General features: G+C 66.7%; 17 protein-coding genes. 11 read left to right on the forward strand and 6 right to left on the reverse strand.

The window, feature by feature from the left end; all coding sequences use genetic code 11:
- Positions 1-2: 2 nt before the first annotated feature.
- Both AC5P5X_RS10505 and galU read left to right on the forward strand, forming a co-directional pair.
- A complete protein-coding gene (locus AC5P5X_RS10505; protein ID WP_005413043.1) occupies positions 3-1,916 on the forward strand; it encodes a polysaccharide biosynthesis protein in 1,914 nt (637 codons plus the stop codon).
- Complete coding sequence (galU, locus tag AC5P5X_RS10510; RefSeq protein WP_005409291.1) at positions 1,913-2,791, forward strand: UTP--glucose-1-phosphate uridylyltransferase GalU; 879 nt, start codon at positions 1,913-1,915, stop codon at positions 2,789-2,791. The genes AC5P5X_RS10505 and galU overlap by 4 nt, the downstream gene beginning before the upstream one ends.
- A gap of 481 nt (positions 2,792-3,272) precedes the next feature.
- Here the strand turns inward: galU and AC5P5X_RS10515 are convergent, their stop codons facing one another.
- From AC5P5X_RS10515 to AC5P5X_RS10525, 3 genes are all read right to left on the reverse strand, one after another.
- On the reverse strand, positions 3,273-4,481 hold the full coding sequence (locus tag AC5P5X_RS10515) for an acetyl-CoA C-acyltransferase (protein ID WP_065183247.1): 1,209 nt from the start codon (positions 4,479-4,481) through the stop codon (positions 3,273-3,275).
- 99 nt (positions 4,482-4,580) lie between these two features.
- Entirely contained in the window at positions 4,581-6,953 is a 2,373-nt protein-coding gene (locus tag AC5P5X_RS10520; protein ID WP_111189630.1) for a 3-hydroxyacyl-CoA dehydrogenase/enoyl-CoA hydratase family protein, read from the reverse strand.
- Positions 6,954-6,979: 26 nt separating this feature from the next.
- Positions 6,980-7,645 (reverse strand): TetR/AcrR family transcriptional regulator, encoded by a 666-nt coding sequence (locus AC5P5X_RS10525; protein WP_005413120.1) that lies wholly within the window; start codon positions 7,643-7,645, stop codon positions 6,980-6,982.
- Positions 7,646-7,959: 314 nt separating this feature from the next.
- On the opposite strand from AC5P5X_RS10525, the gene ndk reads away from it, so the two are divergent.
- The 7 genes from ndk to der all read left to right on the forward strand — a co-directional run bounded on the left by ndk (position 7,960) and on the right by der (position 14,591).
- Positions 7,960-8,385: a nucleoside-diphosphate kinase gene (gene ndk / locus AC5P5X_RS10530; protein WP_005409295.1), complete on the forward strand. Its 426-nt coding sequence runs from the start codon at positions 7,960-7,962 to the stop codon at positions 8,383-8,385.
- A gap of 10 nt (positions 8,386-8,395) precedes the next feature.
- On the forward strand, positions 8,396-9,601 hold the full coding sequence (rlmN, locus tag AC5P5X_RS10535; protein ID WP_005409296.1) for a dual-specificity RNA methyltransferase RlmN: 1,206 nt from the start codon (positions 8,396-8,398) through the stop codon (positions 9,599-9,601).
- Complete coding sequence (locus tag AC5P5X_RS10540) at positions 9,588-10,373, forward strand: tetratricopeptide repeat protein (RefSeq protein ID WP_005409297.1); 786 nt, start codon at positions 9,588-9,590, stop codon at positions 10,371-10,373. The genes rlmN and AC5P5X_RS10540 overlap by 14 nt, the downstream gene beginning before the upstream one ends.
- Positions 10,374-10,391: 18 nt before the next feature.
- Positions 10,392-11,264: a RodZ domain-containing protein gene (locus AC5P5X_RS10545; protein WP_005409298.1), complete on the forward strand. Its 873-nt coding sequence runs from the start codon at positions 10,392-10,394 to the stop codon at positions 11,262-11,264.
- A 65-nt stretch (positions 11,265-11,329) separates the two neighbouring features.
- Complete coding sequence (locus tag AC5P5X_RS10550) at positions 11,330-11,968, forward strand: YfgM family protein (protein ID WP_005409299.1); 639 nt, start codon at positions 11,330-11,332, stop codon at positions 11,966-11,968.
- The gene (gene bamB / locus AC5P5X_RS10555; protein ID WP_005409300.1) at positions 11,968-13,176 is read left to right on the forward strand and encodes an outer membrane protein assembly factor BamB; all 1,209 of its coding nucleotides are present in this window, start codon (positions 11,968-11,970) and stop codon (positions 13,174-13,176) included. Before AC5P5X_RS10550 ends, bamB begins: the two co-directional genes overlap by 1 nt.
- 17 nt (positions 13,177-13,193) lie before the next feature.
- Entirely contained in the window at positions 13,194-14,591 is a 1,398-nt protein-coding gene (gene der, locus AC5P5X_RS10560; RefSeq protein ID WP_005413118.1) for a ribosome biogenesis GTPase Der, read from the forward strand.
- Between the two features lie 138 nt (positions 14,592-14,729).
- Here der and AC5P5X_RS10565 read toward each other — a convergent pair whose 3' ends face one another.
- The 3 genes from AC5P5X_RS10565 to AC5P5X_RS10575 form a co-directional block, all read right to left on the reverse strand.
- On the reverse strand, positions 14,730-15,479 hold the full coding sequence (locus tag AC5P5X_RS10565) for a lysine transporter LysE (RefSeq protein WP_087803559.1): 750 nt from the start codon (positions 15,477-15,479) through the stop codon (positions 14,730-14,732).
- Positions 15,480-15,573: 94 nt separating this feature from the next.
- A complete protein-coding gene (locus AC5P5X_RS10570; protein ID WP_087803561.1) occupies positions 15,574-16,209 on the reverse strand; it encodes a LysE family translocator in 636 nt (211 codons plus the stop codon).
- 74 nt (positions 16,210-16,283) lie between these two features.
- Complete coding sequence (locus AC5P5X_RS10575) at positions 16,284-17,099, reverse strand: helix-turn-helix domain-containing protein (protein WP_111189631.1); 816 nt, start codon at positions 17,097-17,099, stop codon at positions 16,284-16,286.
- 88 nt (positions 17,100-17,187) lie between these two features.
- Here AC5P5X_RS10575 and moeB point away from each other — a divergent pair, with 88 nt between their 5' ends.
- Positions 17,188-18,324, forward strand: a complete 1,137-nt coding sequence (gene moeB / locus AC5P5X_RS10580) for a molybdopterin-synthase adenylyltransferase MoeB (RefSeq protein ID WP_111189632.1) — start codon at positions 17,188-17,190, stop codon at positions 18,322-18,324.
- Between the two features lie 249 nt (positions 18,325-18,573).
- Positions 18,574-20,406: a monovalent cation:proton antiporter-2 (CPA2) family protein gene (locus tag AC5P5X_RS10585; RefSeq protein ID WP_495215977.1), complete on the forward strand. Its 1,833-nt coding sequence runs from the start codon at positions 18,574-18,576 to the stop codon at positions 20,404-20,406.
- Positions 20,407-20,634 lie beyond the last annotated feature (228 nt).

Consider the following 20,634-nt stretch of genomic DNA (forward strand, 5'->3'; position numbering starts at 1 on the left):
TTATGGCTTCACCCTGGCGGGACAGAATCCTCGGCCTGATGCCGCGTTCGGCCATCGTCTGCCACGACCTGTTCATGGTCTGGGCATGCTGGCAGCTGCTCCACGCCGGGCGGTACTCGATCCTCCCCAACGCGCCTTCGCTTCCGCTCTGGAATGTCGACACCACCCTGGTGCTGCTGCTGCAGGGCCTGGTGTTCTGGCGCGTGGGCCTGTATCGCGGGCTGTGGCGTTTCGCCAGCGTCAGCGACCTGCTGAACATCTTCAAGGCCAGCTTCATCGGCCTGGTCGGCATCGTGCTGGTGCTGATGTGGAAGCGTTTCGACGGCGTGCCGATGTCGGTGCTGGTGATCTATCCGTTCGCGCTGTCGGCGCTGCTGGGCGCCCCGCGCCTGCTGTACCGGGCCTGGAAGGATTACCAGGCACTGCAGTCGGATTCGAGCGCGCGCCGCGTGCTGATCCTCGGTGCGGGGCAAGCCGCCGAGACGCTGGTCCGCGATCTGCGCCGCTCCGGCAACTTCGAACCGGTCGGCCTGCTGGACGACGCACCGCACCTGCGCGGCGCCAAGCTGCAGGGCCTGCCGATCCTGGGCAGCCTCGATGATGCCCCGGCGGTGGTCCGCGAGACTGCGGCCAAGTTGCTGGTGATCGCCATGCCCTCGCTGGATGCCGCAGGCATGCAGCGGGTGGTCGCCATCTGCGAAAGCACCGGCGTGCCGTTCCGCACCGTGCCAAAGCTGAGCGACATCCTGCAGGGGCAGTCGCTGCCCGGCCAACTGAAGGAAGTGGCGATCGAGGATCTGCTCGGCCGCAAGCCGATCACCCCGGACTGGAACCTGATCCGTGGCTGGTTGGGCGGTCGCACCGTGATGGTGACCGGTGCCGGTGGCTCGATCGGCTCGGAGCTGTGCCGCCAGTGCGCGCGCCACGGTGCCGGCCGCATCATCCTGCTGGAGATCAGCGAACTGCTGCTGCTGACCATCGAGGGTGAGCTGCGTCGCAGCTTCCCCGATATCGAGATCGAAGCGGTGCTGGGCGACTGTGGCGATCCTGCGGTGATCCGCCATGCGCTGTCGCTGCATCCGGTCGACACCGCGTTCCATGCCGCAGCGTACAAGCATGTACCGGTGCTGGAACGGCAGCTGCGCGAAGCTGTGCGCAACAACATCCTGGCGACCGAGAACGTGGCCCGCGCCTGCCTGGAAGCGCGCGTCGAGCATTTCGTGTTCATCTCCACCGACAAGGCGGTCGATCCGGTCAACGCGCTGGGTGCCAGCAAGCGCTATGCCGAGATGATCTGCCAGAGCCTGGACCAGAAGTCCACGCACACCCGTTTCGTTACCGTGCGCTTCGGCAACGTGCTGGCCTCGGCCGGCAGCGTGGTGCCGCTGTTCCGCGAGCAGATCCTGCGCGGTGGTCCGGTCACGGTCACCGATCCGGAAGTCACCCGCTACTTCATGACCATCCCCGAGGCCTGCCAGTTGATCCTGCAGGCCGCGGCCTCGGCCTCGCACGGTGCGATCTACACGCTCGACATGGGCGAGCCGGTGCCGATCCGGCTGCTGGCCGAGCAGATGATCCGTCTGGCGGGCAAGCAGCCGTACAAGGATGTGCAGATCATCTATACCGGCCTGCGTCCGGGCGAGAAGCTGCACGAGACGCTGTTCTATTCGGATGAGGACTACCGCGCAACCGCGCATCCGAAGGTCCTCGAGGCCGGCGTGCGCATGTTCTCGCGCGATCTGGTGCTGGGCAACGTCCCGCGCCTGCGCGAGGCGGTGTGCAGCTACGACACCGAAACCATCAAGGAAGTCCTGTTCGCGACGATGCCCGAGTTCTCGCCAATCGAACAGGATGCTTACATTTCATCCGCTAAAGTCGTGCCCTTTCCCGCACGCGAGGCCAACAGGCACCAATGAGCAAGCGAATTCGCAAAGCAGTTTTCCCCGTAGCGGGTTTGGGGACGCGTTTTTTGCCAGCAACCAAGACCGTGCCGAAGGAGATGCTGCCGATCATTGACCGGCCGCTGATCCAGTACGCAGTGGACGAAGCAATCGAGGCCGGCTGTGACACGCTGGTGTTCATCACCAACCGCTACAAGCACGCGGTCGCCGACTACTTCGACAAGGCCTACGAGCTGGAGCAGAAGCTCGAGCGCGCCGGCAAGCAGGAGCAGCTGGAGCTGATCCGTCACGTGCTGCCCAATGGCGTGCGCGCGATCTTCGTGACCCAGGCCGAGGCGCTGGGCCTGGGCCATGCGGTGCTGTGTGCCAAGGCCGTGATCGGTGACGAGCCGTTCGCGGTGCTGCTGCCGGACGACCTGATCTGGAACCGCGGCGACAGTGCGCTGAAGCAGATGGCCGATCTCAACGAAGCCAGCGGCGCCAGCGTCATTGCCGTTGAAGATGTGCCGCACGACAAGACCGCCAGTTACGGCATCGTCGCGACCGAGGCCTTCGATGGCCGCAAGGGCCGTATTTCGCAGATCGTGGAGAAGCCGAAGCCGGAGGACGCGCCGAGCGACCTGGCCGTGGTCGGCCGCTACGTGCTGAGCCCGAAGATCTTCGAGCTGCTGGAGCAGACCGGCAGCGGTGCCGGCGGCGAGATCCAGCTGACCGATGCGATCGCGCAGCTGCTGAAGACCGAAGAGGTGGATGCCTACCGTTTCGAGGGCACTCGTTTCGACTGCGGTACGCACCTGGGGCTGGTGGAAGCGACGATCCGCTTCGCGCTGGACAACCCCAAGCTGGCAGGGCCGGCGCGGGAGAAGCTGACGGCGATGTTGGCTGAGTAAGGTTTATCAAGCGCTCCGTGCAGCGCCTTGATTGATACGTGATGGGCGGGACGGGTGGGCCGTTGCAGGACACGCCGTAAACCCGTCCATGGGGGCTCGATGGCGCCATCCATGGCGCCAACGGTCCTGCAACGGCCCACCCGTCCCGCCTGTCAGGTTTCCTGCGGGCGCGGACGGGAAGGGCGGAATCAAGGGCAAGAGCAAAAGCAAAAAAGGCAGCCAATGGCTGCCTTTTTTGATTGTTGGGGTCAGATCCCTTTGCGTAGCAAAGGGCTCTGACTCCAGCTTTTGACCTTGCTTTTGCTAAACCCTCCGCCGCGCGGAATGATGGATGGCACGGGTGGGTGAGGCTGACCGGGACTGTCAGCGGCATGGATGCCGCTGCCAAGCCCCCAGGGACGGGTTTACGGCGTGTCCCGGGCAGCCTCACCCACCCGGGCCCTGCAAGCAGACCGACATCCCGCCGGCAACGCTTTGAACCTTACAGCGCCTCGAAAATACCCGCTGCGCCCATGCCGGTGCCGATGCACATCGTCACCATGCCGTACTTCTGCTGGCGACGACGCAGGCCGTGCAGCAGGGTGGCGGTACGGATCGCGCCGGTCGCACCCAGCGGGTGGCCCAGGGCAATCGCGCCACCCAGCGGGTTGACCTTGCTCGGGTCCAGGCCGCAATCGCGGATCACCGCCAGCGACTGCGCGGCGAACGCTTCGTTGAGCTCGATCCAATCCAGCTGGTCCTGGGTCAGGCCGGCCTGCTTCAGTGCCTTCGGGATCGCGGCGATCGGGCCGATGCCCATCACTTCCGGGCGCACGCCGGCCACCGAGAAGCTGACGAAACGGGCCAGCGGGGTCAGGCCGTAGTCCTTGATCGCCTGTTCCGAGGCCAGCAGCACGGCACCGGCGCCATCGCTCATCTGCGACGAGTTGCCGGCGGTGACGGTGCCGCCGAACTGGCCGTTGCGGAACACCGGGCGCAGCTTGGCCAGGCCTTCAGCCGAGGAATCCGGGCGCGGGCCTTCGTCGGTGTCGGCGATCTTGTTGCGGGTGATGATGCGCTGGCCGTCGGCCAGGTCCGGCAGGTGCGAGACGATCTCGTACGGGCTGATCTCGTCCTTGAACTCGCCGTTCTGGATCGCGGCCATGGCCTTCTGGTGCGAGGCGAGGGCGAAGGCATCCTGGTCTTCGCGCGAGACCTTCCACTCTTCGGCCACCTTCTCGGCAGTGATGCCCATGCCGTAGGCGATGGCCACGTGGTCGTTGTCGAACACGCTCGGCGCCATCGCGATCTTGTTGCCCATCATCGGCACCATCGACATCGACTCGGTGCCGCCGGCCAGCATCAGGTCGGCATTGCCCAGGCGGATCGCGTCGGCGGCCTGCGCCACGGCCTGCAGGCCGGAGGAGCAGAAGCGGTTCACGGTCTGTGCGGCAATGGTGTTGGGCAGGCCGGCCAGCAGCACGCCGATGCGCGCCACGTTCATGCCCTGCTCGGCTTCCGGCATGGCGCAGCCGATGATCGCGTCATCGATGCGGTTGACGTCCACGCCCGGGGCCTGGGCGACGACGCTGCGCAGCACGTGCGCAAGCATGTCGTCGGGACGGGTGTTGCGGAACATGCCCTTGGGCGCCTTGCCGACCGGGGTGCGGGTGGCGGAGACGATGTAGGCGTCCTGGATTTGCTTGGTCATTGCAGTGATCTCTCGAATTTTTTAGCCGGGGTGCCGACCAACGGTCGGCACCCACCAGAGGCAGAGGAGTGCCAACCAGGGGTCGGCACCCGCCATCAATCAGTTACGCAGCGGCTTGCCGGTCTTCAGCATGTGCGCGATGCGGGCCTGGGTCTTCTCCTGCTGGGCCAGTTCGACGAAGTGCTTGCGCTCCAGGGTCAGCAGCCACTCTTCGTCCACCAGGGTGCCGCGGTCGACCTTGCCACCGCACAGCACGGTGGCGATGCGTTCGGCGATCTCGTAGTCGTACGGGCTGATGAAACGGCCTTCCAGCATGTTGACCAGCATCATCTTGAAGGTGGCGATGCCCACGTCACCGGCCACCTGGATGCGGCGTGCCGGCAGCGGCGGACGGTAGCCCGCTTCGGCCAGTGCACGGGCTTCGGCCTTGGCGATGTGCAGGGCCTCGTAGCTGTTGAACACCACCTTGTCGGTACTGCGCAGCAGGCCCAGTTCCTTGGCGTTGACCGCCGAGTTGGACACCTTGGCCATCGCCACGGTCTCGAAGGTCTTCTTCAGTTCGGCGAACACGTCACCGCCCGGGCCCGCGGCCTGAGAGGCACGCACGGCCAGTTCCTTCAGGCCGCCACCGGCCGGCAGCAGGCCGACACCGGCCTCGACCAGGCCGATGTAGCTTTCCAGGAAGGCCACGGTCTTGGCGCTGTGCATCTGGAACTCGCAGCCGCCGCCCAGGGCCAGGCCACGCACCGCTGCCACCACCGGCACCAGCGAGTACTTGATGCGCTGGCTGGTGCGCTGGAAGTTGGCGACCATTTCCTCGAACTGGTCGACCTTGCCGGCCTGCAGCAGGCCCAGTGCACCGGCCAGGTCGGCACCGGCGGAGAAGGGCTCCTTCTGCTGCCAGATCACCAAGCCCTGGAAGTCCTTCTCGGCGCGGCTCACGCATTCCTGCAGGCCGTCCAGCACCTGGTCGGACACGGTGTTCATCTTGGTCTTGAAGCTGACCACGGCAATGCCATCACCGTCGTGCCACATGCGCAGGCCGTCGTTCTCGAACACGGTCTCGCCCGGCGCGAACTTCTCGCCCAGCAGCGGATCCGGGAAGCGCTGGCGCTGGTACACCGGCAGCGACGAGCGCGGCAGCTTGGCGTTGCGCGACGGGCTGTAGCTGCCCTCGGCGGCGTGCACGCCGTCGCGGCCGTCGAAGACCCAATCCGGCAGCGGGGCATTGCTCATGCTCTTGCCGGCGACGATGTCATCGGCGATCCACTGCGCCACCTGCTTCCAGCCGGCGGCCTGCCAGGTTTCGAACGGGCCCAGCGACCAGCCGTAGCCCCAGCGGATGGCCAGGTCGACATCGCGCGCGGTCTCGGCGATGTCGGCCAGGTGGTAGGCGCTGTAGTGGAACAGGTCGCGGAAGGTCGCCCACAGGAACTGCGCCTGCGGGTGCTGGCTCTCGCGCAGCTTGGCGAACTTCTCGGCCGGGTTCCTGATCTTCAGGATCTCGACCACTTCCGGGGCGGCAGTGCGGTCGGCCGGGCGGTAGTCCTGCTTCTCCAGATCCAGTACCACGATGTCCTTGCCGACCTTGCGGAAGATGCCGGCGCCGGTCTTCTGGCCCAGCGTGCCCTTGGAAATCAGCGCGTCCAGCCACTTCGGCGACTTGAAGAATTCATGCCACGGGTCATTCGGCAGGGTGTCGCCCATGGTCTTGATGACGTGGGCCATGGTGTCCAGGCCGACCACGTCGGAGGTGCGGTAGGTGGCCGACTTCGGGCGGCCCACCAGCGGGCCGGTCAGGCCGTCCACTTCATCGAAGCCCAGGCCGAACTGCTGGGTGTGGTGGATGGTGGACAGGATCGAGAACACGCCGATGCGGTTGCCGATGAAGTTCGGGGTGTCCTTGGCGTACACCACGCCCTTGCCCAGGGTGGTGACCAGGAATGCTTCCAGGCCTTCCAGCACGGCGGCATCGGTGGTGGTGGCCGGGATCAGCTCGGCCAGGTGCATGTAGCGCGGCGGGTTGAAGAAGTGCACGCCGCAGAAGCGGTGGCGCAGCTGCTCGGGCAGCACGTCGGCCAGCTTGTTGATGCCCAGGCCCGAGGTGTTGGAGGCCAGCACCGCGTGGTCGGCCACGAACGGGGCGATCTTCTTGTACAGGTCCTGCTTCCAGTCCATGCGCTCGGCGATGGCCTCGATGATCAGGTCGCAGTCCTTCAGCTGCTCCAGGCCGGACTCGTAGTTGGCCGGGGTGATGGCTTCGGCCAGCGACTTGCTGGCCAGCGGCGCCGGGCTCAGCTTGCCCAGGTTGGCGATCGCCTTCAGCACGATGCCGTCGGCCGGACCTTCCTTGGCAGGCAGGTCGAACAGCACGGTGTCGACGCCAGCATTGGTGAGATGGGCGGCGATCTGGGCACCCATGACGCCGGCACCCAGCACGGCGGCGCGGCGGACTAGCAGGGAATTGGACATGGTGTAGGGCCTTTGTTGGTCAGCAGTTACTGGGTGGAATCAAGGGAAGCGGGCAGGGCGCTGGCGCGTGCGGCGGCGCGGAACCCGGCTTCGGCGAAATGGATCAGTTCGTGGGCGGCATGGGCACGATGCGCCGCTTCGGTGACACCGGCGGGACGCTTGATCAGCCCGAAGTCGGCCATCGCATAGGTCAGCGAGCCGGCCAGGAAGTCGAGGCGCCAGTACAGCTCCTCCTTGCTCAGGTCCGGCACGCACTCGCCGATGGCCTTGCCGAACGCACGCAGCACGTGGCCGTAGTGGTCGGACAGGAACTTGCGCAGGTTGTCGTTCTTCTCGGCGTAGGCGCGGGCGATCACGCGCACGAAGGCGCCGCCGTTCTGGCGGTCCTGGGCCAGCGCCAGGGCCGGCTCGACGAAGGCAGCCAGCACCGGGCGCAGTTCACCCGGGTGCTCGGCGCGGGCGCGCTCGAGCTGCGACAGGCGGGCACCGGTCATCTCGTCCATGCGGCGGCGGAACACCTCGTTGACCAGGTTTTCCTTGGAGCCGAAGTGGTAGTTGACCGCGGCGATGTTGACGTCGGCCTGGCTGGTCACCTGGCGCAGCGAGGTGCCGGCGAAGCCGTGCTGGGCGAACAGCTCCTCGGCCGCGCCGAGAATCCGGTCCTTGGTCGAGAAGTGGGCGGGCTTGGCCATCGGTGGGCGGACCTTAATCAAACGATTGTTTGATACTAGGACCAGACGGTACCGTATGGCATTTTGCAGTGCAGCAAAAATCGGCCGACCCGGTCAGATTTCACTCAGGTCGGTGAATGGGGTAGTGCCGGCGGCTGGCCGGCAGCTCCTAGGTTGAAGGGCGCCCAATGCCGGCCAGCGGCCGGCACTACCATGCCGCCGCTTTATCTTTTACAATTCGCCTACGTTTATCAGGCTAAGCCCGCGTCCCGACGCGGGTTTTTTTCATGTTACCCTTCGGGCCATCAGCGGCCCGATTCCATTGGAGACATCCCATGGCGCTGGAGCGCACCCTTTCGATCATCAAGCCGGACGCCGTTGCCAAGAACGTCATCGGCGAAATCTACGCCCGCTTCGAGAAGGCCGGCCTGAAGGTCGTGGCCGCCAAGTACAAGCAGCTGTCGCGTCGTGAAGCCGAAGGCTTCTACGCCGTGCACCGCGAGCGTCCGTTCTTCAACGCGCTGGTCGAGTTCATGATCTCCGGCCCGGTGATGATCCAGGCCCTGGAAGGCGAGAACGCCGTCCTGGCCCACCGCGACCTGCTGGGCGCCACCAACCCGAAGGAAGCCGCGCCGGGCACCATCCGCGCCGACTTCGCCGAATCCATCGATGCCAACGCCGCCCACGGCTCGGACTCGGTCGAGAATGCCGCGATTGAAATCGCCTACTTCTTCGCCGCCACCGAAGTCGTTTCGCGCTGAGAGTAATGCCGTGAACGAGGTCGTACAGTCCCCCGCCATCCAGCCGCTGCCGAAGTCGGCACCCACGGCTGGCAAGCAGAACCTGCTCGACCTCGATCGCGCGGGCCTGGAGAAGTTCTTCGTCGAGGTTCTCGGCGAAAAGAAGTTCCGTGCCCATCAGGTGATGAAGTGGATCCACCATCGCTACGTCACCGACTTCGATGAAATGACCGACCTCGGCAAGGTCCTGCGCGCCAAGCTGCAGGCCCATGCCGAGGTGCTGGTTCCCAACATCGTGTTCGACAAGCCCTCCGCCGACGGCACCCACAAGTGGCTGCTGGCGATGGGCGTGGATGGCAAGAACGCCATCGAGACCGTGTACATCCCGGACAAGACCCGCGGCACGCTGTGCGTGTCCTCGCAGGTCGGTTGCGGCCTGAACTGCACGTTCTGCTCCACTGCTACCCAGGGCTTCAACCGCAACCTGACCACCGCCGAGATCATCGGCCAGGTGTGGGTTGCCGCGCGCCACCTGGGCAACGTGCCGCACCAGATGCGCCGCCTCACCAACGTGGTGATGATGGGCATGGGCGAGCCGCTGATGAATTTCGACAACGTCGTGCGCGCCATGAGCGTGATGCGCGACGACCTGGGCTACGGCCTGGCCAACAAGCGCGTGACCCTGTCGACCTCCGGCCTGGTGCCGCAGATCGACCGCCTGTCTGCCGAAAGCGACGTGTCGCTGGCGGTGTCGCTGCATGCGCCGAACGACGCGCTGCGCGAGACCCTGGTGCCGCTCAACAAGAAGTACCCGATCGCCGAGCTGATGGCCTCGTGCGCACGCTACCTGCGCGCCAACAAGCGCCGCGAATCGGTCACCTTCGAATACACCCTGATGAAGGGCATCAACGACAAGCCCGAGCATGCCCGCGAGCTGGCCCGCCTGATGCGCCAGTTCGACAACGCGGTGCAGGCCAAGGATTCGGGCAAGGTCAACCTGATTCCGTTCAACCCGTTCCCGGGTACCCGCTACGAGCGTTCGGAAGAGGCGCACATCCGCGCCTTCCAGAAGATCCTGCTCGACAGCAACGTGCTGACCATGGTCCGCCGTACCCGTGGCGACGACATCGACGCCGCCTGTGGCCAGCTCAAGGGCCAGGTGATGGACCGCACCCGCCGCCAGGCGGAGTTCAACAAGACGCTGCAGGCGGGGAAGGGGAGCGATGCCGCGGCCTGACCGCCTCTGGCTGGTTCTGCTCGCAGGCACGCTGGCCCTCGCGGTCGGCGGCTGCAAATCCCATCCCAAGGCCAAGCTTGGCCCGAGCGAGGCGCCGGTCTACTCCGTCCGTGATCCGGAAGGGGTGCGGCAGCAGGTGCGCTGGCAGGAGTTGCTGACCCTGGCCGGCCGCGACATCCAGGGCGGCAATCTCGATGCTGCCGAGCGAAAGGCGCGCGAAGCCCAGAAGCTGGTGCCGACGGCCCCCGACGGCCTGGTCCTGCTTGCGGGCATCGACGAGCGTCGCGGTCGCAGCCAGCAGGCCGGCGAGAACTTCCGCAAGGCTGCCGAGCTGGCGCCGCAACGTGGCGACGTGCTCAACAACTATGGTGCCTGGCTGTGCCAGCAGGGCCAGGCGGCCGAATCGCTGGTGTGGTTCGATCGTGCCCAGCGGGCGCCGGGCAATCCCGCCGTCGCCGAAGCGCAGTCCAATGCCGGCAGCTGTGCGCTGGATGCAGGCCAGTTCGAGCGTGCCGAGCGCGACCTGCGCGCGGCGCTGTCGGCGCTGCCGGGAAACCCGGTCGCGCTGGAGGCCATGGCCCAGCTCAGCTTCCGCCAGGGTCGCTACATGGAGGCCCGGGCCTTCGCCGAACGTAGGATTGCGGCTGCACCCGCAACGCGTTCCGTGTTACAACTTGCGTCTCAAATCGAAGCGCGGCTGGGTGATCGGGCGGCATCTGACCGCTATCTTCAGCGCATTCGACAGGAATTTCCGCAGGAAGCGGGCTCCTAACTCCAGGGTTGATGCATTGTGATTGATGACCAGACTGTGAGCGCTCTCGAGACTGCGGCCGGCTGCGGCACCCGCCTGCGCCAGGCCCGTGAAGCGGCCGGACTGACCCTTGAGGATGTCGGCTCGCGCCTGCGCATGCCGGTCCAGGTGGTCAGGTCGCTGGAGGAAGAGCAGTGGCAGAAGCTGGGCGCGCCCGTCTTCGTGCGCGGCCAGTTGCGCAGCTACGCGCGCCTGCTCGACGTCGATGTGAGCCAGCTGCTGGAGCAGGCCCAGGTGGGTCCTGTCGTGCCGCCCACCCTGGTCAGCCATACCCATACCCCGCGTGCGCGCCGCATTGCCGAGAATCTCGGCCGGCGCGTGCTGTACGTCGGCATCACCGCCGTGCTGGCCGTGCCGGTGTGGTTCGCCACCCGTGGCCATTTCGATGGCAGCGCCACGCCGTCGCCGAACACGGCCTCGCTGGACGCGATCCCGGCCGCTGTGCCGGTGGCCCCGTCCGCTGCGGGTGTCGAGCCGGCAGCCCCGGCTGAAGTCGCGAGTGCCCCGGCCAGCAAGCCGGCCGCAACCCCGTATGTCGCTTCGCTGTCCCCGGTGCCGCGTTCGGCACCCGCTGCGCCCGCAGCCGCCAATACGCTGGAGATGCAGTTCAGCGGCGACAGCTGGGTCGATATCGGTGGTCCGGACGGCGCCACGGTCGAAAAGGCGCTGATCAAGTCCGGCGAGAGCCGCAGCTTCACGCCGGGCCAGGTGACCCGGGTGACCCTGGGCAACGCCTCGGCGGTCCAGGTTCAGCAGAACGGCGCTATCGTCGATCTGACCCCCTACCAGCGAGCCAACGTGGCACGCTTTCAGGTATCCTCTGAAGGCTCCGTAGTCCCGGTTTCGCACTGAGGCGCGGTTTCACCACCTTCGATTAAACCCAATGGTCCCTCCCGATGGGCGGGGCGAGAGTACGCATGGCGATCGACGATCTGCTCGACGAGCACGAACAAAGTGAACGCGTCCGCAGCTGGCTGCGGAAGAATGGCGCCAGCATCCTCGGTGGCGTAGCCATCGCGATCGGTGCCATTGCCGGCTGGCAGTGGTACCAGAAGGATCAGGGCGGCAAGCTGGCCTCGGCCAACGTGGAATACCAGAAGGCCCTGGTCGGTCTTCAGCAGAACAAGCTCGACGACGCTGCCAAGGCAGTGAAGGCGCTCGAAGCGGGCCCGTCCAGCATCTATGGCGACCTCGCGGCGCTGCAGCTGGCCAAGGCCCAGGTCGACGCCGGCAAGAACGAAGAAGCGCTGGCCACCCTGCGCGCCGTGAAGGTCGAAAGCGACCTGCAGCGCGTGGTCGACCAGCGTGTGGCCCGCCTGCTGGTGGCCACCGGCAAGAGCGACGAGGCGATCAAGCTGCTGGGCAGCGCCACCGACAGCAGCAGCCTGGAAATCCATGGCGATGCGCTGATGGCGCAGGGCAAGCGCGATGACGCCCGCGCACAGTACGAGAAGGCGCTGAAGTCGCTGGACGTGGCAGCGCCGCAGCGGCGCCTGCTGGAAACCAAGGTTATGGATGCCGGCGGCACGGTCGCCGCCCCTGCGGAGTCGGTTTGATGAGTCAGAAGGTCATGATCACCCGCGTCGCCACCGTGCTCCTGATGGGCATGGCCCTGACCGGCTGCAGCACCATGAAGGGCTGGTTCGCCGGCAAGGACGCGGCAGCGAAGAAGGCCCAGGAGCCGGCTGAGCTGGTCAAGTTCGAGCCGAGCGTCAAGGTCAACAAGGCCTGGTCGGTCAACCTCGGCAAGGGCGAGCGCCGCATCGGCGTGCGCCAGGGCCCGGCCGTTGCCAATGGCCACGTGTTCGCTGCGGCGATCACCGGCGGCGTGCACGCCATCGACCTGCAGACCGGCAAGAAGGTCTGGACCTGGGAGCCGCAGAAGGAAAAGAAGAAGCCGAAGCTGCGCCTGTCCGGCGGCCCGGGTGTCGGTGAGAACCTGGTCGTGATCGGCACGCTCGATGGCCAGGTCATCGCCCTGGACATCAATGACGGCAGCGAGAAGTGGCGCGCCCGTGTTCCGGGTGAGGTCATTGCCGCGCCGGCCGTGGCCCAGGGCCTGGTGTTCGTGCGCAGCAACGACGGCCGCGTCACCGCGTTCGATGCCGGCAACGGCACGCAGAAGTGGTTCAACCCGAGCGAACTGCCCGCGCTGACCGTGCGCGGCAACGCGCCGGTGGTCACCGGTCCGGGCGTGTTGTTCATCGGCAAGGACGAAGGCGCGGTTGCCGCGCTGGCCATGCAGGATGGACGTACCCTGTGGGAACAGAACCTTGGCAACGGCGAAGGCCGTACCGAGCTGGACCGCATGGCCGATGTCGACGGTGCTCCGGTGCTGGAGGGCAACACCCTCTTCGTGAGCAGCTTCAAGAACCAGACCATGGCCATCGAAGGCCCGACCGGTCGCCCGCTGTGGGCGCGCGACCATGGCGGTGCAGGTGGCGTGGCGGTGTCGTCGGGCAATGTGTTCGTCACCGACAACAAGGGTGGCGTGTTCGGCCTGGACAAGGCGACCGGCGCTGCCATGTGGTCGCAGACCGAGCTGGCGCGTCGTTCGCTGACCGGCCCGGCGCTGCACGGTGATTACGTGGTCGTCGGCGACTACAAGGGATACGTGCACTGGTTGAAGACCTCCGATGGTGCGATGGCGGCACGGGCGAAGAGCGGCGGTGACGCCCTGCTGGCCCAGCCGGTCGTCGTCGACGGGGTGCTGCTGGTGCAGAACGTGGATGGCAAGCTGACCGCCTTCCGGTTGGCAAATTAAAAATTGGAGTAATCGCGATGCTGCCTTTGGTCGCCCTGGTTGGACGGCCGAATGTCGGCAAGTCGACTATTTTCAATGCGCTTACGCGCACCCGCGACGCGCTGGTCCATGACCAGCCCGGCGTCACCCGTGACCGCAACTACGGCGTCTGCCGCCTCGACGAGGACAACCATTTCCTCGTCGTGGATACCGGCGGTATTGCCGGGGAAGACGAAGGCCTGGCGGGTGCCACCACGCGCCAGGCCCGGGCTGCGGCGGCCGAAGCCGATCTGATCCTGTTCGTCGTCGACGCCCGCGAGGGCACCTCGGCGCTGGACGACGAGATCCTGGCCTGGCTGCGCAAGCTGTCGCGCCCGACGCTGCTGCTGATCAACAAGATCGACGGCACCGACGAGGACAGCGTGCGTTCGGAATTCGCCCGTTACGGCTTCGGCGAGATGCTGACCGTCTCGGCCGCGCATCGCCAGGGCCTGGACGACCTGCTGGACGAAGTGATCCAGCGCCTGCCGGAAGAAGGCAGCGGCGAAGAGCTGGACAACGATCCGAACCGTATCCGCATCGCCTTCGTCGGACGTCCGAACGTGGGCAAGTCGACCCTGGTCAACCGCATCCTCGGCGAGGAGCGCATGATCGCCTCCGACGTGCCGGGCACCACCCGCGACTCGATCGCGGTGGACCTGGAGCGCGACGGACGTGAGTACCGGCTGATCGACACCGCCGGCCTGCGCCGCCGTTCGCGCGTGGACGAGGTCGTCGAGAAGTTCTCGGTGGTCAAGACCATGCAGTCGATCGAGCAGTGTCAGGTCGCCGTGCTGATGCTGGACGCCACCGAAGGCGTGACCGACCAGGACGCCACCGTGCTCGGTGCCGTGCTCGACGCCGGCCGCGCGCTGGTGATCGCCATCAACAAGTGGGATGGCCTGACCGAGTACCAGCGCGAACAGGCTGAAACCATGCTGTCGCTGAAGCTGGGCTTCGTGCCGTGGGCCGAGTCCGTGCGCATCTCGGCCAAGCATGGCTCGGGCCTGCGCGAGCTGTTCCGTGCGGTGCACCGCGCGCACGAATCGGCGAACAAGACCTTCACCACCAGCGAAGTGAACAAGGCGCTGGAAGTGGCCTACGAGACCAACCCGCCGCCGACCATCCGCGGCCATGTCTCCAAGCTGCGCTACGTGCACCCGGCCGGTTCCAACCCGCCGACCTTCATCGTGCACGGCACCCGCCTGAAGGAGCTGCAGGAGTCGTACAAGCGCTACCTGGAGAACTTCTTCCGCAAGCGCTTCAAGCTGATCGGTACGCCGGTGAGCTTCATCTTCCGCGAGGGCACCAACCCGTACGAGGGCAAGAAGAACGTCCTCACCGAGCGGCAGGTCAAGGCCAAGCGGCGCTTGATGAAGCACGTCAAGGGCAAGTGATTCACGGGAAGGCGGCCGCAGGGCCGCCTTTCTTGTGTGTGGTCGTGCCGGCCGCTGGCCGGCAACCCGATGATGCCTGGCGTGTTCACGAGGTTGCCGGCCAGCGGCCGGCACTACCCCTACGTCTACAGTCCTCAATCATGGCGAACTGTTGCGACGAGCGCGGCAATGCGGCAACGCGCATGGGGCGCTGCGGGGCGCGGCCATCATCGGTTCGGGCAGCTGCGCCTGCCCCGAGAGGCTTGCCCAGACCAGGGTGGTACCCAGTACCCCTGCCAGGTACGCCACCGACACCGCGCCGATCACCAGACCCGCCGCATGCTCCAGCCACGGAAGCAATCGGCAACACCCCTGTGCCCAGCGCGGATGGCTGCCGAGCCACGCCATCAGCAGGCCGAGCGACAGCGCGACGCCGCCCAGGCAGGCCACGTAAGCGGCCTTTGTACCCATGTCGGCAACGAGGCCGCTGACCAGGGCGGCAACCGCGAACTGCAGCGTCCAGTTGTTGATGCTGGCGAGCGCCAACAGGCATCCAGCCTCGGCGTGCGGCCAACGGGAGCGGGCCTTCAGGCCCCGGGGCATCTGCAGGGAAAGCGGAGAGAGGGAGGTCAGCCCGGCGTCGCGCAGGCACATGCCCGCCAGGCGCAGCAGCAGCAGGCAGCCCGCGCACTCCATCGCCAGCGTCCACAGGCCGCGGTTTCCCAGCATGCCCGCCGCAACGAAGGCCGTGGCGCAGATGGTGCCCGTACCGATGGCGATACCGAACGATGCGGCCATGGCGGCGTGCCCGCCCGCGCCCATCGCGGTGCGCAGGATCTTCGCGTGATTCGACGCAGGCAGGAGCATGGCGAAGCCGTACAGCACCGCGACGATGAAGAACTGCTGCACGAAAACCTGCCACCAAACTACAGAAAGTGCCGAGTGTGGGCTGCGGCGGACGCGCCGTATTGAACGCTATTGCGACAGGCGCGAATTACCGGCATCAGCCCAGCCACAGCGACACGGCGATCCACAGCGCCAGCGCAATCATCAGGAGTCCTGCGGCCCGTTCCAGCCAGGGCAGGGCACGCGCGAATCGACCCAGCACCCACGGGTGGCCAACCAGCGCGGCAACCAGCAGATCCCATAGCAGGACGATGCCGAACATCCACGCGCCATAGAAGAACTTCGTTGCGGCGCTGGCCTGCGGACCGTTGAGCATTGCCGCCAGCGTTGCGTAGAACAGCGCATTCTTCGGGTTCAGCAGCGCAGACAGGGCGCCCAGCCCGGCCGCCCTCCACCATCCGTGGGCACCACCCGCTCGCGATCCGTCGGCAGCTTCAGGTGCCTGCAACGTCGTCGAACCCGCATGGCGCAGAAACAGCGTGCCGAGGTACAGCAGGAACCCGCAGCCCGCCAACTGCACCGCAATGAACCCTGCGCTGCCTGCGCGCAGCATGGCCGTTCCGGTGAAAGCGGCCACGATGAAGACGCCATTGCCGAGGGCGATGCCTGCGCAGGCACCACTGGCAGTGCGCCATCCCGAGGTGATCGCGGTGCGTGCAACGAGGAAGAAGTCGGGGCCGGGTGAGAGCAGGGCGAGAAAATGTACGGTGGCGATGACCAGGAACTGTTCCATCGGGTCCGGCGGCGGCTGGCTGGGGCGCCAGTCTGGGGATGCGCCGGGCGACGGTATTGAACGTTATTGCAGGCTCAGCGCCGGTACTGGCCCGGGGTCGCACCGGCGTGGGCCTTGAAGACCCGCTGGAAATGGCTCTGGTCGGCAAAACCCAGCGCATGCGCGACCACGGCCAGTGCCTGCCCTTCGCACAGCCGCCGGCGGGCCTCCTGGATGCGCTGGTCGATCTGCCAGGCGTGCGGGGTCAGGCCCGTGGCGCGTCGGAAGGCGCGGATCAGCTGGTAGCGGCTCATGCCTGCCAGCGATGCCAGCTCCTGCAGGGCCGGGGTGTGTTCGAGCCGCTGGCGCAGGACGTCCATCACCGGCTGCAAGCGCTGCTGTAACGCGGCATCTTCAAGCGGGCCGGCGACGGCTACACCATCGTGTTCATCCAGATCGCCGACGAACGCGATCAGGGCCGCTTCCTTGACGCTGACCGGGTCGTCGGAGAACAGCGTCTCGTTGAGCTGGCAGTACTGCTGGTAGCGCGGGCGATGGTTGGAAATCCGGATCGGTTCCTGCTGCCAGTCGGGTTCGGGCAGGTCCTCATACTCGGCGCGGACCTCGGCCATCCAGCGTGGGTCCAGATGCAGCATCTGGTAGCTCCAGACCTGGCCGGGCAGGGGGTTGCAGGCGTGCACGCGGCCTGCTGGCACGCCGACCAGACTGCCGGGCTGCAGCAGGCGCGGCCCTTCCGTGGCGCCGGTGAACAGGCTGCTGCCGGCGTCGACGGCGCCGATCGAGAAGGTGTCATGGCTGTGCGGGCGATGGCAGGCGAGGCTGTCGCACGCCCGTCGGCTTTCGACGAAGGGCATGCGCGGGTCACGCCAGAATTCGGTGGCAGAGCGCATGCAGCGGTTCCGGGATGCAGGGGCAACGCCCGCATGGTGCCATGTTCGGGGCAGGGCGCGTCGAGGGTGTCTGCGCGATAATGCCGCCATGAGCATCCAAGAGCTTTCCCCCGCGCAGGCACGCGAGCGCCTGGCCCATGGCGCGGTGCTGATCGATGTGCGCGAAGCGCACGAACGGGCCGGCGGGATGGCCGAGGGCGCGCGAGGCGTGGCCAAGGGCGAGCTGCAGGCCGACCCGACCGCACACCTGCCGCGGCACGACCAGGAGATCCTGCTGATCTGCCAGAGCGGCAAGCGCTCGGCCGATGCCGCGCAGTTCCTGCTGCAGGCCGGCTACACAAACGTCGCTTCCGTGACGGGCGGCACCGTGGCCTGGCGCGAGCAGTCGCTGCCGCTGGTGCAGCCGCTGGCCAGCGCCGCCGACCGCGACTTCTACGACCGCTATTCGCGCCACCTGCTGTTGCCGCAGGTGGGCGAGGCCGGCCAGCGCCGGCTGCAGCAGTCGCGCGTGCTGGTGCTGGGCGCGGGTGGGCTGGGCGCGCCGGCGGGCTTCTATCTGGCCGCCGCCGGGGTAGGGCACCTGCGCTTCGCCGACCACGACCGCGTGGAGCGCAGCAACCTGCACCGGCAGATCGTGCATACCGAAGCCAGCGTGGGCCAGCTCAAGGTCGATTCGGCGCGTGAGCGGCTGCTGGCGCTCAACCCCTCGATCAAGGTCGAGGCGGTGCCGGAGCGGGTCACCTCCGAGAACGTGGATGCGTTGCTTGAGGGCGTGGACGTGGTGCTGGACGGCTCGGACAACTTCCCGCTGCGCTACCTGCTCAACGACGCCTGCATCAAGCACGCCACGCCGCTGGTGTATGCCGCCATCGAGCGCTTTGATGGCCAGGTAAGCGTGTTTGACGCTGGCCGCCAGCGCGGCGTGGCGCCGTGCTACCGCTGCCTGTTCCCCGAGCCACCGCCGCCGGAGTTTGCGCCGAACTGTTCCGAGGCCGGTGTGCTGGGCGTGCTGCCGGGATTGGCTGGTGTGCTGCAGGCCACCGAAGTGCTGAAGCTGCTGCTGGGCATCGGCGAGCCGCTGGTGGGGCGCCTACTGCGCTTCGACGCTCTGGGCATGCGCTTCCGCGAGACCGGCATCCGTCCGGACCCGCACTGCCCGGTGTGCGCGCCGGACGTGCCATTCCCGGGGTATATCGATTACGCCGCGTTCTGCCGGGGTGGGTGAGGCTGGCCGGGGAATGCCTTGGTAGATGCCGACCTTGGTCGGCGTTTTCGTGCCAACCAAGGTTGGCACCTACCGAAGCGGGTGCATGGTGGCACCCAACGACGCGGATGCATGGTTTCGGGATGATGCTGGGGGTAGCTCCCCACATCGTTCCACCTCCAAGACAATCCGGCGCAACATGCGTGCTATTGCCGTCATCGGCATTGCTCTATTGTTGAACCCGATTCTGGATCTTGGGGAACACACCGCATGGCGGTAGAAGCAGCGACCAGCGAGCTGGTCAAGGTCGTCGCCCTGTTGGGCGCGGCGGTGGTGATGGTGCCTTTGTTCCGCCGGGCCGGCCTGGGCTCGGTGCTGGGCTACTTCGCCGCTGGCCTGGCGATCGGACCGTTCGGGCTGGGCTGGTTCTCCGACCCGCAGGCCATCCTGCATACCGCCGAGCTCGGCGTGGTGATGTTCCTGTTCGTGATCGGCCTGGAAATGCGGCCCTCGCACCTGTGGAGCCTGCGCAAGGAAATCTTCGGGCTGGGCACGCTGCAGATCGTCACCTGTGCGCTGGTGCTGACCAGCATCGCCAAGCTGTTCGGCCTGCCGTGGCAGGTGGCCTTCATCGGCGCCACCGGCTTCGTGCTGACCTCCACTGCGGTGGTGATGCAGCTGCTGGCCGAACGCGGTGACATCGCGCTGCCGTCGGGGCAGAAGATCGTCTCCATCCTGCTGTTCGAAGACCTGCTGATCGTGCCGTTGCTGGCGCTGGTGGCCTGGATGGGCCCGAGCGCGGGCAGCGCCGATGGCGAGGGTTCGCGTTGGCTGTCGGTGGCGATCGGCGTCGGCGCCATCGTTGGCCTGGTGCTGGTCGGCCGCTTCCTGCTCAACCCACTGTTCCGCGTGCTGGCCGAGTCGAAGGCGCGCGAGGTGATGACCGCCGCCGCGTTGCTGGTGGTGCTGGGCGCTGCGCTGCTGATGCAGCTGTCCGGCCTGTCGATGGCGATGGGCGCATTTCTGGCCGGCGTGCTGCTGAGCGAATCGACCTTCCGCCACCAGATCGAAGCCGATATCGAGCCGTTCCGCGGCATCCTGCTCGGCCTGTTCTTCCTCAGCGTGGGCATGGCGCTGGACCTGGGCGTGGTGGCTGGCAACTGGCAGCTGATCCTCGGCCTGGTGCTGGCGTTGATGGCGGCCAAGGCGCTGTGCATCTACGTGGTCGCGCGCATCATGGGCAGCGACCACGCGCAGGCGCTGGATCGGGGCGTGCTGATGGCGCAGGGCGGCGAGTTTGCCTTCGTGCTGTTCTCTGCCGCCGCATCGGCCGGCGTGATCAACCTGGAGATCAATGCCAACTTCACCGCCGTGGTGGTGCTGTCGATGGCGCTGACCCCGCAGGTGGTGCTGCTCTACAAGCGCGTGGCGCCGAAGCCGACGGTGAACATGGACGGCGTGGACGAGGCCGATGGCCTCTCCGGCAGCGTGCTGCTGATCGGCTTCGGTCGCTTCGGCCAGGTCGCCAGCCAGTCGCTGCTGGCGCGCGACGTGGACGTGACCATCATCGACAACGACGTGGAGATGATCCAGAGCGCCGCGCGTTTCGGTTTCAAGATCTACTACGGCGACGGTACGCGACTGGACGTGCTGCATGCCTCGGGCGCGGCCACCGCACGTGCGATTGCGGTGTGCGTAGACAAGGCCGAGGCCGCCGACCGCATCGTTGAACTGGTGGCACACGAGTTCCCCCAGGCCAAGCTGATGGTGCGCTCGTTCGACCGCGAGCATTCGCTGCGGCTGATCCATGCCGGTGTCGATTTCCAGATCCGCGAGACGTTTGAATCGGCAGTGTTGTTCGGCCAGGCCGCGCTGGTGGAGCTGGGTGCGGATGAGGACGACGCGATCGAGATTGCCGAGCAGATCCGTCGCCGCGATGCCGAGCGTTTCGAGCTGGAGATTGCCGGTGGTGGTCTGAATGCCGGCGCCAAGATGGTGTTCGGCAACTCCGGCCAGGGCGTACCGACGCCGACGCCGTTCACCGCGCCGAAGCGGGCGAGCAAGACGTTGAACCCGCAGGACGTGCCGGAAGAGGAAGAGTAAAGCCCGGTCGTGCCGGCCGCTGGCCGGCAGATACGGAAACGTTTCGACGTCATGAGGTTGCCGGCCAGCGGCCGGCACTACCCGTGTGGGGAATTGCCGAAGCCGGTGGTTGGTAGTGCCGGCCGCTGGCCGGCAGATACGGAAACGTTCCGACGTCATGAGGTTGCCGGCCAGCGGCCGGCACTACCGTGTGGGAATTGCCGAAGCCGGTGGTTGGTCGTGCCGGCC

Source organism: Stenotrophomonas sp. YJH_SMC_91, from assembly GCF_059368495.1.